The sequence below is a fragment of the Pulveribacter suum genome, assembly GCF_003013695.1.
Classification (GTDB): domain Bacteria; phylum Pseudomonadota; class Gammaproteobacteria; order Burkholderiales; family Burkholderiaceae_C; genus Melaminivora; species Melaminivora suum.
Genome location: NZ_CP027792.1, coordinates 3,328,705 through 3,342,611, shown reverse-complemented (window position 1 = coordinate 3,342,611; position 13,907 = coordinate 3,328,705). Strand labels below are relative to the sequence as shown.

Below are 13,907 nucleotides of genomic sequence, written 5' to 3'. Positions count from 1 at the left end.
GGGGGCTCATGCCGCCACCATCCACAGCGCGGTGGCCACCAGCACGGCCGCCATGGCGCGGTTGAACCACAGCAGGCGCCGGCCGCGCGCCAGCCAGTGGCGCAAGAGCGCGCCCAGCGCGGCGTAGGTGAGGTTGCTGGTGAAGGCAAAGACCAGCATGACCGGCAGCACGATGCCCAAACGCGCCGCGCCGTCGTCCTTGCCGATGATCCAGCCGGCGACGATGGTCAGCGCCAGCAGCCAGGCCTTGATGTTCACGAACTGCAGGGCCACGCCCTGCCAAAAGCCCACCGACAGGCGGGACGCGTCGGCCTCGCCCAGGCGGGGGGACTGCGCCAGCTTGAACGCCAGCCACAGCAGGTAGCCGATGCCCAGCGCCTTGATGGCCCAGCGCAGCGGCGGCACGGCCACCACCGCCGCGCCCAGGCCGGCGGCGCACAGCAGCAGCAGCAGGCTCCAGCCCACGGGCACGGCGACGACGAAGCGCATCGCCGCGGGCAGGCCGCGGTTGGCCGCCAGGGCGGTGGACAGCGTGGTGTTGGGGCCGGGCGTGAAGCTCATCGCGGTGGCCAGCACCAGGAGGGCGGTGAATTCGACCAAAGGCATAACAGTGTCGGGCGGCGTGCAGGTGGGACAGGTAGCCACTCTAGGCCCTGGCGCCATTACAGTACCGATACAGTACAGCCCCACACCCGCAGAAACTGTATCGCCAGCGCTACCGACACATGCTCACCCGCACCCCCGACCGCACCCTGACCGACCAGCTGGCCGAGCGCTTTGCCGAGCGCATTCGCGCGCGGCTGCTGCCCGCCGGCGCCCGCCTGCCCTCGGTGCGCGAATGCGCGCGCCAGCAGGGCGTGAGTCCGCACACGGTGGTCGCCGCCTACGACAAGCTGCTGGCGCAGGGCCTGGTGCAGGCCCAGCGCCAGCGCGGCTTCTTCGTACGCGATTTGGGGCAAAAAGTGCCTCCAGCGCAGGCGGAGCAAGCGCCGGCAGCTATCAATACAGAAGCGGCGCCGGGCACGCTGCAGGGCGCCATGGGCGCGGCGCGCGCCGCCGGCTCGCGCATCAACGCCACGGCGCTGATCCGCGGCATGTTCCACCAGCCTTCGGCCCGCCCGCAGCCAGGCGCCGGCGTGCTGCCCATGGCCTGGCTGCAGGAGGCGCGCTTTTTGTCCGCCGCCGTGCGCAAGGTGGCCGCCAGCGGCGCGCTGGACCAGGGCTCGTTCAGCTACGGCGAGCCCATGGGCGACGCCGGCCTGCGCGAGGCCCTCGCCCGGCGCCTGGGCGGCCAGCAGATCCCCGCCACTGCGCAGCAGATCATCACCACCATGGGCGCCACGCAGGCGCTGGACATCGTCAGCCGCGCGCTGCTCAAGGCCGGCGATCCGGTGCTGGTGGAAGAACCCGGCTGGAGCGTGGAGTTCGCCCGGCTGGACGCCCTCGGCATGCGCGTGCTGCCCGTGCCGCGCGGCCCCGACGGGCCCGACCTGGCCGTCATGGCGCGCCTGTGCGAGCTGCACTCGCCGCGGCTGTTCGTGAGTGTCAGCGTGCTGCACAACCCCACCGGCTACAGCCTGTCGCCGGCCAGCGCGCACCGCATCCTGCAGCTGGCGCAGCAGCACGACTTCTACATCGCCGAGGACGACACCTACGGCCACATCGCCCCCGAGCACGCCACGCGGCTGTCGGCGCTGGACGGCCTGGCGCGCACCATCTACGTGAGCGGCTTTGCCAAGATCCTGGCGCCCAACTGGCGCATCGGCTACCTGGCGGCGCCGCCGCACCTGGTCGAGCGGCTGCTGGACACCAAGCTGCTGTCCACCCTGACCACGCCTTCGCTGTTGGAAAAGGCGCTGGCGCTGTGCATCGAGCAGGGCCAGCTGCGCCGCCACGGCGAGCGCATCCGCCTGGCCCTGGCCCAGGCGCGCGCGCGCAGCGTGCAGCTGGCGCTGGAGGCCGGCTGCACCTTTGCCGCCGAGCCGGCCGGCATGTTCGGCTGGGTGGACACCGGCGTGGACACCGACGTGCTGGCCCAGCGCATGCTGGACGAGGGCTACCTGATCGCCCCCGGCGCGCTGTTCCACGCCACGCGCCAGCCTTGCACGCTGATGCGCATCAACTTCGGCACCACGCAGGAGCCCGCTTTCTGGCGAGCATTCCGATCATCCCTCTGAGCCGCTACGCGGCTTCTCCCTTCTCTGGCGCGCTACGCGCTGGGAAGGGAGACGGCGCCACCGGACCGGCAAAGCCGGATCCACGGCGCCTGCTGGTGTGACGAGCGCGCGTCAGCGTGCCGGCGCGTCCAGCCCCAGGCGGCGGTTGACCTGCGCCAGCTGGTGCTGGTGGCCCTGCAGCATGGCCTGCAGGCCATCCCGCAGCTCCTCGTGCTCCAGCTCGGCCAGCAGCTCGCGCACCTTGCGCGCCACCCAGCCCTGGCCGCGGTTGAGCAAAGCCAGGCGCTCACCCAGGTCCTGCACCGCCATGGCGCGCTCGTAGAAGTCTCCCGTGCGGCTGGAGGGCTGGACGCCCAGGCTGCGCAGGGCGCGCAGCAGCATGCCGCACCACTTGACCTCGTCGTCGTGGATGGACTCGATCAGCGGGCGCAGGTCTTCCTGGCCCGGCTGCAGCGCCCGGGCGCTCTCCAGCGTGATGCGGGCGCCGGCGCGCTCGGCCTCCAGCAGCTCGTTCAGGCGCGCGGCGAGTTGGTCGTCGCGCTCGCGCTCGAACTGCGGCGCGTAGCACACGGGCGAGGCGTATTCGACGGGCGGCTCGGTCAGCAGCGCCAGGTGGGCGGCGGCCTCCTGCGCCAGCTGCTGCACCAGCGCGGCGGCCGGCACGATGGCATCCACCTTGCCCACGCCGCAGCCGGCGTACAGCGCCATGGCGTCCAGCTCGCCGGTCATGGAGCGCAGCGGCGAGTCAGTGGAGAACAGATAGATGGGCCGGCCTTCTTCTTCGCCGATCACGGTGCGGCCGCTGGCCTGCGGGTCGCCGCGCTCGCCGCGGGTGACCGGGCAGGCCAGCACGCGCACCGGCGCGTGCGGCGGCCAGTTGATGTGGAAGGCCTCGGTCAGCACCGTGTCGCCGGCCTGGGCGGCCAGCAGGTGCTGCTTGTGCACGTCGTGGGCGAAGGACTCCTCGGTGGCGATGAAGGCCGTTCCCAGCACGGCGGCCTGGGCGCCGGCGGCCAGCACGCGGGCCACGTCCTGGCCGTCGGCCAGGCCGCCGGCGGCGGCCACGGGCACTTCGGCCAGGGCCAGCACTTCGCCCAGCACCTCGGCCAGCGGCTGGCGGCCGTGCACGTGGCCGCCGGCCTCCACCCCTTGGGCGATCAGCGCATGGGCGCCCGCCGCCTGCGCGGCCAGGGCGTGCCGGGCCGAGCCCACCTGGTGCACCACGGTGATGCCGGCGGCGCGCAGCCGCTCGACGGTCGGCGCGTGCACGTCCCAGAACAGGCCCACCACTGGCACCTGCAGGGCGATGCACAGGTCGATCTGCGAGGCCAGCAGGGCCGCTTCGGTGCCGGCCGGAATCAGGTTGACGCCAAAGCGCGTGTGCCCGGCGGCGCGCACGGCGGCGACCTCGCGCTCGATGAGCTGCAAAGGCTCGCGCACCATGCCCAGAAAGCCGAAGCCGCCCGCCTGCGTGACCGCGGCCACCAGCTGCGAGCGCGCCACCCCGCCCATGCCGGCCAGCACGATGGGCAGGCGGCAGCCGAGCAGGTCGCAAAGCGGGGTGCGGGGCAGGGTGGCAGGCATGGGCGATCTCCTTGCGTTATGGATGAGTGGCGGCGCGGGCCACTATAGGCAAGGGCGGTTACATGTGCTGGCGTCGTTGCTATTAAAACCATAGCTTGCAGCGCTTGATGGACAAGCGTTACAAGCCAAAAAGGCCCTCAACGCTTCTGGAGCATCAGCCGCGCCCCGGGCGTTCCACCACGCGCTCGGACAGCACGCGCAGCAGGGCGCGGTTGACGTATTCGAGCGACATCTCGTGCATCTCGCACAGCGCCGTGATGGCGTGTGCGTCGCCTTCTTCCAGCGCGCAGGCCATCTCCAGGCTGGGGGCGTAGGGGCCGGTGCGCAGCACGGCGGCGTTGTACACGCGCTCGGACAGCGGCAGGCGGCGCAGGATGGCGCCCAGCGGCTCGCGCAGCAGCTCGTCCATCTGCGACAGCAGGCCGCTCAGATAGACCTCGCGGCGCAGCTCCTTGCCCTCGCCGGCGTCCAGCAGGTGCTCGGTGACCAGGGCGCGCAGCACCATGGTCTCGCGCACCGGGCGCAGGTCGGGCTCGGTGGCGCTGTGCGGCAGCTGCTCGGCCAGCCAGCGCGACAGCGAGCCGTAGCCCATCATGACCAGCCCGCGGCGCAGCGAGTCCACGCCCGTGCGCAGGCCCAGGGCGGCCGAGTTGGTGTACGTGAGGAAGCGGTAGGCCAGCAGCGGGTCTTCGCTCAGGATTTCCTCGAAGCGGTCGATGGACTGTTCCGAATCGATGGCCTTGAGCAGCTTTTGCACCACCTCGTGCGCCGGCTGCACGGGCTGGTGGCGCAGGCTGTAGAGCACGTCCTCCAGGGGCCAGCCGGCCACGGCCAGGGCGCCGCTGGCGTCCAGGCAGTGGGTGAGCAGCGCGCGGCTGGCCACGTTGTCGTACATCTGCCCGTGGATCAGCGGGTTGGCCGGCGCCGCTGCCCCGCGCTGCGCCGCGGCGCTGGCCGACTGCAGGGCGCGCACGGCGTCGGCGCCGGTCAGGTGCAGCAGGCTGTTGTCGAACAAAAGGGCGGTGTCGGCGTCGGGCAGCTGCGCCAGCTCGCCCTGCCAGACCAGGCGCAGGCCGCGCGCGTGGGCAGCCTGGGCGCGGCTGCGCAGCTGCGGCTCGTCCAGCCAGGCGGCGGGCAGCCCGATCCAGGGCGCTCCGCGCGGGGCGTGCTCCAGCAGCTCGGCGGCCAGCAGAGGCGAGCGCGGGCTGAGCAGCAGCGGCGGCGAGCTGGCCGTCCACAGCTCCTGCAGCGTGCGCAGCAGGTGCGGCGCATCCACGCGGGCGCCGCCGGCGGGCTGCACGTACAGCTGCACGCCAGCCAGGCGCCGGGCGGCGTTCCACAAGGGGCGGTAGCCCAGCACCAGGCTGCCGAGGACGGATTGGACCATGGGGGCGAAAGCGGTTCAGGACGCGGAAAAAAGGCGCGATGCCGCGATTGTGGTGCCTAGCGCATGTAGTCGAACAGCGAGAGCTTTTGCACCTGCGCGTAGGACTGCAGGGCGGCCTGGTAGCCCACGTGGGCGTTCTGGAAGTCGGAGATGCCCCGGACCATGTCCAGGTCTTCGGCGCGCGAGCGGTCGCCTTCCAGCTGCAGGGCGCGGCCTTCCTGGTCGTGGCTGATGCGGTCGGCGCGGTTGAGCAGCTCGCCGGCATAGCCGCGCATGTTGTGCAGCCGCTCCATGCCGGCGTCGATGTTGGCCAGCGCCTGGCCCACCGCCTGCGCGGCGGCGACGCTGTCGCCGGCGCCGGCGATGCCGCGGATGGCCGAGTCCAGCGTCCCCATCAGGCTGGAGCTGGGTTTCATGCTGACCTCGTCGCCCGCGGCAGGCGTGCCGGTCAGGGAAAAGGACATGACCGTGTCTGTGCCCTGCTTGATTTCAATGGGGATGGGCTGGCCCGTGGGCGCGGTCGCGGTGTGTGAGCTGGTGGTGCCGCCGTTCATGCTCAGTGCATAGCTGACCGTGGTGGTGCCGTTGACCGGGTCCACCGTCACGCCGGTGATCGACATTTTGTAGTCGGCGCCCGCCAGCGCCTGCCGGTTGCTGGTGGTGACGGCGCTGGTCACCAGCGAGCTGCCCGCCGCACGCGTCACGCCGGCGGTGTAGATGCCGTCGCGCACCGGGTCGAACATCAGCGCGGCGTGGCCGTCCAGCGCGCTGCTGATGTCCGTGCCGCTGCTGGCCGCCTGGCCCGGCAGGCCGTCGAAGCGGTAGTCGCTGCCCGACAGCGCCGGCCCGGCGAAGGCCTGCAGCGCGCTGCCCAGGGCGCCCAACAGCGGCACGCCATTGGTGTCCTTGCGGTTGATGACTTCGCTGAACTGGTCGCGCAGGCTTTGCAGCTGGTTGGCGTAGGTCTTGCGGTCCTCGCTCTTGAGCGTGCCGCTGCCGGCGGCCACGATGAGCTGGCGCATCTCCTGCACCAGGCTGACGGCGTCGCCCAGGGTGGATTCGGCCAGGGCCACGGCGCCGCGCTGCACGTCCAGGGCGCGCTGCTCGCTCTGGATGCGGTTGATGCGGGTGAGCGCGCGCTCGGCCTGTGCGGCGGCCACGGGGTCGTCGCTGGCGCGCACCACGCGCTTGCCCGAGGTGAGGTTTTCCTGCAGGTCCACCAGAGTCTTTTGGCGCGTCGCCAGATTGCGCACGCTGGCGTCGTACATGTTGGCCGTGCTCACGCGAAAGAAGCTGCTGGTCATGTCGGGTCCGGTGAAAGAAGGGTTGCGTCAGGTGGGAGCTGCGGCGCGTCAGCGGCCCATGGTCTGCAGCAGGTTGTCGAAGATGGTCTGCGCCACCTGCAGCATCTTGGCCGAGGCCTGGTAGGCCTGCTGGTACTGGATCAGCTTGGCGGCTTCCTCGTCCAGGTTTACGCCGGAGACGGCCGTGCGGCTGGCCTCCAGGTTGCTGGCGATGGATTCCGACAGCTTGGCCGCGTAGGCGGCGCTTTGCGTGCGCGTGCCCACCTGGGCCATCAGGCCGGCGTAGCCGTCGGCGAGCGTCGATTCGTCGAACATCTTCACGTCGCGCAGCTGCTGCAGGGCGCCGGCGTTGCCGGCGTTGCGGGTGTAGATGTCGCCGTATTGCGGGTCCAGCGCGTTGCCCACCTTTACCGTGTCCCCGTCCGCGGGCGTGCCCTGCAGCGTGATGGACCAGCCGTCGATATGAATGGCCTGGCCTGGCACATAGGCGTAGGGCGGGCCGGCCAGCAGGACGGGCGGGTTGGCGTTCATGTCCAGCGGCGTGCCGGTGGTGCCGCCCAGGTTGAACTCCCCATTGGCGTTGAAGGTCAGCGTGACGCCGCCGCCCGTGGCCGGCGGTGTCGGGCTGGGCGGGGCCGTGATGCTGCCGGTGGTCTGCACGCTCGAGCTGACGCCATTCCACTGCAGGCCCGTGGCCTTCAGGCCGGCCAGCTGCAGCGTGCCGCTGTTGGTCGTGCCCATGGCCGCGTTGACCGGGTTGGCAGCGGCCAGGTCGCGCGGCGAGTACACCAGCATCTGCAGGTTGGCCGCGGCCCCGGCAAAGGGCTGGAACAGCACGCGCTCGCCGGCGGTGGGGGGGTGGGCCGCGTCGAAGTCGAAGGTCAGGCCGTCGATCTTCTGGCTGCGCAGGTCGTTCAGGTCGGCAAAGGCGAAGGCCTTGCCGTCCGACAGGCGCACCACCTGGCCGGCCGAGCCGGTGTTGGCAAAGCGCACTTCGTAGTCCGATGCAGCGAACTGCGTGGGCGAGAGCGCCGCGGAGTTGCCCAGGTCGATGTGGCCCTGCGAGGTGCCGCGCGTGGCGCCTGTCACCTGCGCCGGCAGGGCGAACAGCGCCTTGCCGGGCTGGCCGTCCAGCGTCAGGCCCAGCTTTTGCTGGTAGTTCATGGTCGTGCCGATGGCCAGCGCCATGCGCCCCAGCAGGTTGCGGCCTTCGGCCAGGTCCTGGTTGGCAAAGCGCAGCAGGCCGGCCACTTCGCCGCCGCCCAGCATGCTGTCATTCAGCTCCACGGGCGCCGCGCCAGCCCGCACGAAGTACAAACCCTGCTGGCGGCTGCCGGGAAACAGCTGCGACTCGTCGATGGACAGCTGCGCCGCCGTGGCGCCCAGCACCAGCGCCTGGCTGCCGCCCACGAACACGCCCACCGTGCCGTCGTCGGCCGGAATCTGCGTGGTCTGCACGTACTGGTTGAGCTCGCGGATGAGCTGGTCGCGCCGGTCCAGCAGGTCGTTGGGCGTCTGGCCATTGCCCTTGACGCGGGCGATCTGCTCGTTCACGTCGGCAATGCTGCCGGCCAGGCTGTTGATGCGCACCACGTCGGTCTTGAGCTGCTCGTTCACCGCGCCCTCGATCTGCTGCAGCTGCTCGGCCGAGGAGCGCATGCGCGCGGCCATCTCGTCCATGCGGGTGAGCGAGACGGTGCGCGCCGTGATGTCGGTGGGCGAGTTGATCACGTCGCCCAGCGAGTTGAGCATGTCGGTGATGGCCGCACCCAGCCCGCTGGTGCCGCCCTTGAACACGTCCTGCAACTGGCTGACGCGCTCGGCGCGCGTGGTGTCTGCCGCCTGCACGGCCTGGGCGGCCGCGGCCTGGCGCGTCAGCAGCTCGTTGTGGTTGCGCAGGATGGTGGCCACCTGCACGCCCTTGCCGATGTAGCCGGCGCCGGTGAACTGGCCGGGCACGGTCTGCATGACCACGTTCTGGCGCGAGTAGCCTGCCACGCTGACGTTGGCGATGTTGTGCCCGGTGGTCTGCAAGGCCACCTGGTTGGCGAGAAGGGCGCGGGCGCCGACGTTCAGAAGGCTCATGGTGCTGCTGGGGCGGTGTGCGGGGCTTCAGCGGTGTGCTGGGGTGTGCTGGCAGGGAGCATGGCCTTCAGGCCTGGACGCCGCCCGCCGCGGCCTGGCCTGCGGCCGGCACGCGGGCCACGGCCAGCGTGCTCTGGATGGCCCGGCTGAGCTTGCTGGCGTATTGCGGGTCGGTGGCATAGCCGGCTTTTTGCAGCTCGGCCGCCCACGCCTGGGCGGAGTGCGTCTTGGCCAGGGCCTTTTCGTAGCGCGGGTTTTCCGTCATCAGGCGGGCGTAGTCGCGAAACGAGTCGGCATAGGAGTCGTAGGCGCGGAACTTGGCGGTCACCTTGCGTGCCTGGCCATTGATGTATTCGGTGGTGGTGATCTCGGCCACCTTGCCCGTCCAGCCGCGCCCGGCCTTGATGCCGAACAGGTTGAACGAGTTGCTGCCGTCCTTGTGGCGGATCTCGCTCTTGCCCCAGCCCGTTTCGTGCCCGGCCTGGCCCAGCATGAAACTGGCCGGAATGCCGCTCTCGCGCGCCACGGCCTCGGCGGCGCCGCGGTGGCCCTGCACGAAGTCGTCCTTGCCCTGGGGCGAGGGGGCGCGCGGATCGTCGGCCCCGGCCGGCGCGCGCCGCTGCAGCGCGTCCATGCGCAGCGTGGCGCCGGGCATCAGCGCGGGCGCGTCGCCCTCGCCGCCCAACTGGCGCGCCAGCTGGCGCTGGATGGCCTCGGCCAGGCCGCCGGGCTGGCCAGCCATCTGCACCGACAGCTGCTGGTCGAACAGGTCGTTGGCCAGGTTGCCCTCGGCGCCGTCCAAAAGGCCGGACTTCATGGTCGCCTCGCGCATGCTCTTGATCAGCTCGCGCATGAACAGCGATTCCAGCTGCTTGGCCGATTCCTTCACTGCCGTGCGCTGGCCTTCGCCGCCTTCGGCGGCCTGCACCTTCAGCTGGGACAGCGAGCGCCCGTCCACGGCCAGCGCCTGGCGCGAAGCCAGCGCGGCCGTGCTGCCGGACAGGAGAGGGGGAGCGGACAGGCTCATCAGATCACCTCCAGTTCCGCATTGAGCGCGCCGGCGGCCTTGATGGCCTGCAGGATGGCCAGCAGGTCCTGCGGCGTGGCGCCCAGCGTGTTGAGCGCGCGCACCACGTCGGCCAGCTGCGGCGAGGCGGGCACCTGCATGACCTTGCCGGCGTCGGCCTGGATGGCGATGTCGCTCCTTTGCGCCACCACCGTCTGCCCGCGCGACAGCGGGTTGGGCTGGCTGATGACGGGCGTGCTGCTGATGACGATGGACAGGTTGCCGTGCGCGATGGCGCAGGGGCCCAGCGTGACGGCCTGGTTGAGCACGATGGAGCCGGTGCGTGCGTTGATGACCACCTTGGCCGCAGGGGTGGAGTCGGGCAGCGGCAGCTCTTCGAGCTCGGCGATGAAGTTCACCCGCGCGCCCGGGTCCAGCGGGGCGCGCACCTGCACGGTGCGGCCATCCAGGGCGGTGGCGGTGTCGGGGCCGGAGCGGGCATTGATGGCCAGGGCCACCTTGCGCGCGGCCTGGAAGTCCGAGGCCTTCAAACCCAGGGTGATGGTGTCGCCGCCGTGCAGCGGCGTGGGCACGCTGCGCTCGACCTGCGCACCCTCGGGAATGCGTCCGGCGCTCAGGTGGTTGACCTGCACCTTGGAGCCGCCGGCGGAGGCGCCCGCACCGCCCACCACCAGGTTGCCCTGGGCCAGGGCGTAGATCTCGCCGTCGGCGCCGCGCAGCGGCGTGGTGATCAGCGTGCCGCCCCTGAGCGACTTGGCATTGCCGATGGACGACACGGCCACGTCGATGTGCTGGCCCGGCTGGGCAAAGGCCGGCAGCTCGGCCGTGACCACCACGGTGGCCACGTTTTTCAGCTGCGGCACGCTGGTGCCCGGCGGCAGCGAGATGCCCATCTGCTGCAGGTAGTTGCTCATGGCCTGCGCCGTGAAAGGCATTTGCGTGGACTGGTCGCCCGTGCCATCCAGCCCCACCACCAGGCCGTAGCCCGACAGCTGGTTGCTGCGCACGCCCTGCACGGCGGCGATCTCCTTGATGCGCAGCGCCTGTGCGGGCGGGGCCCAGGTGAGCGCCAGCAGCGCCCACGCCAGGGCGGCGGCAATGCGAGGAAGGGGCAAGGCTTTCATGGCCCCGATTGTCCGAAGACGGCCGCGCGGCAAAGCGCGGAAAAGGGGGGCTTTTCCGCGCCTGACCGGCCGGCCGCCTCCGCTGTCAGGGGGCGTTGGCGGGGGCGTCGGCGGCGAACTCGGGCTGCCCGCGCAGCTCTTCGTACAGCGGCGTGAAGTCGCCCTCGGTCAGGTCGAACAGCTGCTGGAAGCTGTCGATCACGAAGTAGGTCTGCTGGTAGGTGTCGATCTTGTAGCGCGTGCGCATGGTGCGCGCCAGATCCAGCGGCAGCCGGCGCGGCTCGGGGCTCGTGACCGAGTACGGCAGCTCCCCGGCCGAGCTCAGGATGCCCGCGCCATAGGCGCGCAGGTTGCCGCCCTCGCGGATCAACCCGAACTCGATGGTGTACCAGTACAGGCGCGAGAGCATCTCGCAGGCGCCCAGCCGCGCGGCCTTCAGGCCGCCCTCGCCATAGCGCTGCACGTAGTCGGCAAACACCGGGTTGAAGAGCAGCGGCACGTGGCCGAACAGGTCGTGGAACACATCCGGCTCGACGATGTATTCAAACTCCTCGGGCTTTCGGATCCAGTCCGTGACGGGGAACTTGCGATCCGCCAGCAGCTGGAAGAACGGCACTTCGGGGATCAGCCCCGGCACGGCCACGATCTCCCAGCCCGTGGCCCGGTACAGGCCTTCGTTGACGTCGTCAAAGCGCGGGATGCGCTCGCGCGCGCCCAGCGAGGGCAGGGCGGCGATGAAGGCTTCGCTGGCCAGGCCCGGCAGCTGGGCCACCTGGCGCTGGTACAGGCGGTGGTAAGTCTCGTGGTCGGCCTCGGTGTAGGCCTCCCAGTTCTGCGCGCAGGTGTAGTCGGCGTGCGCGCGGCTGTAGTCGCCGCGCGGCGGACGCTCGGACTGGCCATAGACGACGGGGGGCTGACCCATGGGAATGTCTCCTTGGTGTGGGTGGCCGCCCGCCTGCGCCGCAGTCCTTACTGCACGCGGATCTTGGCGGCCTTGATCAGAAATTCGTACTTGTTGTATTCAGAGCGCACGAAGCTGCCGAAGCCGTCCAGCGTCAGCTCTTCAGGCTCCAGGCCCATGGCCTTGAATTGCTGCACGCTCGCCGGCGAGCGCATCGCCGCGGAGAACGCCCCCGCATAGCGGCGCGCCTCGGCATCCGGCAGGCTGGCCGGCGCAAACAGGCCGAACCAGGTCGAGACGTTGAAGCCGGGCACCTCGCTGTTGATGCTGGGCACGCCGGGCAGGGCGTCGTCCGGACCGAGCGAGGTCACGCCCAGCGCACGCAGCTTGCCCGCGCGGATCAGCGGCAGCGACGAGGCCAGGTTGTCGAACACCAGGCCCACGCCGCCGTCCTGCAGGGCCTTCAGGGCCGGGCCCGCGCCCGCAAACGGCTGGTGCGCCATGCGGGTGTTGGTGAGCGACTTGAACATCTCGCCGGCGATGTGGCCGATGCTGCCGCTGCCGCCCGAGCCGAAGACCAGTGTGTCCGGGTTGGCCTTGAGGTACTTGACCAGGTCGCTGGTGCTGCGGATGCTCAGGGCGTCGGCCTGGGCCGTGCTCATGACCAGAACGTTGGGCGTGCGCGCCACCAGGGCGATGGGCTTGAAGTCGCGGATCGGGTCGTAGGGGAAATCCTTGGACAGCCAGGGGTTGACCGCGTGCGTGGCCACAGCGCCCATGACCAGCAGGTTATCCCCTGGCGCGGCCTTGGCGACGGCGGCAGCGCCCTGGTTGCCGCCCGCGCCGGGGCGGTTGTCCACCTGCACCGGGCCCAGCTGCGCCTGCACCCCTTCGGCCAGGATGCGCGCGCTCTTGTCCAGCGGGCCGCCGGCCGCATAGGGCACCACGATGGTCAGGGGCGCGCCCTTGGCCAGTACTCCCATGCTGGCAGCCATGCCCAGCACCAGCAACCCGCCACACCAATTACGCCTGCACAACATGAAAGACATGTCCTTACCTGGTCTGTAAAAAAGGCGCAAGTATAGGAATGCCCCAGTGGCGCTGCTGTCACCTTCAGGCGCTGGCGCCTTCCAGCACGCCGCGGCGGATCTGGTCGCGCTCCAGCGACTCGAACAGCGCCTTGAAGTTGCCCTCGCCAAAGCCGTCGCGGAAGTCGCCGCGGCGCTCGATGAACTCGAAGAACACCGGCCCCAGCATGGGCGTGGAGAAGATCTGCAGCAGCAGGCGTGGCGTGCCGTCGGCCGTGGTGCCGTCCAGCAAGATGCCGCGCGCCTGCAGGTCCGCTACCTGCTGGCCGTGGCCCGGCAGGCGGCCTTCCAGCATCTCGTAGTACGCGTCGTTGGGCGCAGTGGCCAGCGGCACGCCGGCCAGGCCCAGCTTGTCCACCACGTCGGTCAGCTTGTCGCAGATCAGCGCGATGTGCTGGATGCCCTCGCCGTTGAACTGCATGAGGAATTCCTCGATCTGCCCGCCGCCCTGCTTGGATTCTTCGTTCAGCGGGATGCGGATCATGCCGTCCGGCGCCGTCATGGCCTTGCTCGTCAGGCCGGTGTACTCGCCCTGGATGTCGAAGTAGCGGATCTCGCGGAAATTGAACAGGCGCTCATAGAAATTCGCCCAGAACCCCATGCGGCCGCGATAGACGTTGTGCGTCAGGTGGTCGATCAGGTCCAGGCCGTGGCCCTTGGGGCGCTGGTCCATGCCGGGCAGCCACTCGAAGTCGATGTCGTAGATGGACTTGCCGTCTTCGAAGCGGTCGATGAGGTAGAGCGGCGCGCCGCCGATGCCCTTGATGGCCGGCAGGCGCAGTTCCATCGGGCCGGTGGGAATGTCGATGGGCTGGGCGCCCAGCGCCAGGGCGCGCTCGTAGGCCTGGTGCGCGTCACGCACGCGAAACGCCATGCCGCAAGCCGACGGCCCGTGCTCGGCGGCGAAGTACGCCGCCTGGCTTTTGGGCTCGCGGTTCAGGATGAAGTTGATCTGGTTCTGGCGATACAGCACCACGTCCTTGGAGCGGTGGCGCGCCACTTCGGTGAAGCCCAGCTGCTCGAAGACCTTCTCCAGCACGCCCGGGGTAGGCGAGGCGAATTCGATGAATTCGAAGCCGCACAGGCCCATGGGGTTGTCCCAGGCGGCGGCCTGCTGGGCGATCTCGTTGGGTAGGGAAGCGTTCATGGACAGGGTCTCCGCACAGTGGTAGGTATCCCACGCACTGTAGGTCCAGGCGAGCGCACGAAGCAGGCGAAATCGCGCCTGCC

General features: G+C 70.4%; 11 protein-coding genes. 1 reads left to right on the top strand and 10 read right to left on the bottom strand.

The genetic code is table 11. The annotated features are described in order from the left end of the window. Positions 1 to 6 precede the first annotated feature (6 nt). Entirely contained in the window at positions 7 to 606 is a 600-nt protein-coding gene (locus C7H73_RS15365; RefSeq protein WP_106847456.1) for a LysE family translocator, read from the bottom strand. Between the two features lie 119 nt (positions 607 to 725). Here C7H73_RS15365 and C7H73_RS15360 point away from each other — a divergent pair, with 119 nt between their 5' ends. Continuing rightward, complete coding sequence (locus C7H73_RS15360) at positions 726 to 2,177, top strand: aminotransferase-like domain-containing protein (RefSeq protein WP_106847455.1); 1,452 nt, start codon at positions 726 to 728, stop codon at positions 2,175 to 2,177. Between the two features lie 111 nt (positions 2,178 to 2,288). Here C7H73_RS15360 and C7H73_RS15355 read toward each other — a convergent pair whose 3' ends face one another. From C7H73_RS15355 to hppD, 9 genes are all read right to left on the bottom strand, one after another. Then, positions 2,289 to 3,761: a nitronate monooxygenase gene (locus tag C7H73_RS15355; RefSeq protein ID WP_106847454.1), complete on the bottom strand. Its 1,473-nt coding sequence runs from the start codon at positions 3,759 to 3,761 to the stop codon at positions 2,289 to 2,291. Between the two features lie 154 nt (positions 3,762 to 3,915). After that, positions 3,916 to 5,148, bottom strand: coding sequence for an HDOD domain-containing protein (locus C7H73_RS15350; RefSeq protein ID WP_106847453.1), 1,233 nt, complete (start codon positions 5,146 to 5,148; stop codon positions 3,916 to 3,918). A 56-nt stretch (positions 5,149 to 5,204) separates the two neighbouring features. Continuing rightward, positions 5,205 to 6,452 (bottom strand): flagellar hook-associated protein FlgL, encoded by a 1,248-nt coding sequence (gene flgL / locus C7H73_RS15345; protein WP_106847452.1) that lies wholly within the window; start codon positions 6,450 to 6,452, stop codon positions 5,205 to 5,207. A 48-nt stretch (positions 6,453 to 6,500) separates the two neighbouring features. After that, entirely contained in the window at positions 6,501 to 8,537 is a 2,037-nt protein-coding gene (gene flgK / locus C7H73_RS15340) for a flagellar hook-associated protein FlgK (RefSeq protein ID WP_106847451.1), read from the bottom strand. Positions 8,538 to 8,604: 67 nt separating this feature from the next. After that, complete coding sequence (flgJ, locus tag C7H73_RS15335; protein ID WP_106847450.1) at positions 8,605 to 9,564, bottom strand: flagellar assembly peptidoglycan hydrolase FlgJ; 960 nt, start codon at positions 9,562 to 9,564, stop codon at positions 8,605 to 8,607. Further along, positions 9,564 to 10,688, bottom strand: coding sequence for a flagellar basal body P-ring protein FlgI (locus C7H73_RS15330; protein WP_106847449.1), 1,125 nt, complete (start codon positions 10,686 to 10,688; stop codon positions 9,564 to 9,566). The genes flgJ and C7H73_RS15330 overlap by 1 nt, the downstream gene beginning before the upstream one ends. A gap of 85 nt (positions 10,689 to 10,773) precedes the next feature. Continuing rightward, entirely contained in the window at positions 10,774 to 11,610 is an 837-nt protein-coding gene (phhA, locus tag C7H73_RS15325) for a phenylalanine 4-monooxygenase (protein WP_106847448.1), read from the bottom strand. A gap of 47 nt (positions 11,611 to 11,657) precedes the next feature. Beyond that, on the bottom strand, positions 11,658 to 12,584 hold the full coding sequence (locus C7H73_RS15320) for a Bug family tripartite tricarboxylate transporter substrate binding protein (RefSeq protein WP_106847716.1): 927 nt from the start codon (positions 12,582 to 12,584) through the stop codon (positions 11,658 to 11,660). Between the two features lie 118 nt (positions 12,585 to 12,702). Further along, positions 12,703 to 13,824: a 4-hydroxyphenylpyruvate dioxygenase gene (hppD, locus tag C7H73_RS15315; RefSeq protein WP_106847447.1), complete on the bottom strand. Its 1,122-nt coding sequence runs from the start codon at positions 13,822 to 13,824 to the stop codon at positions 12,703 to 12,705. Positions 13,825 to 13,907: the final 83 nt, after the last annotated feature.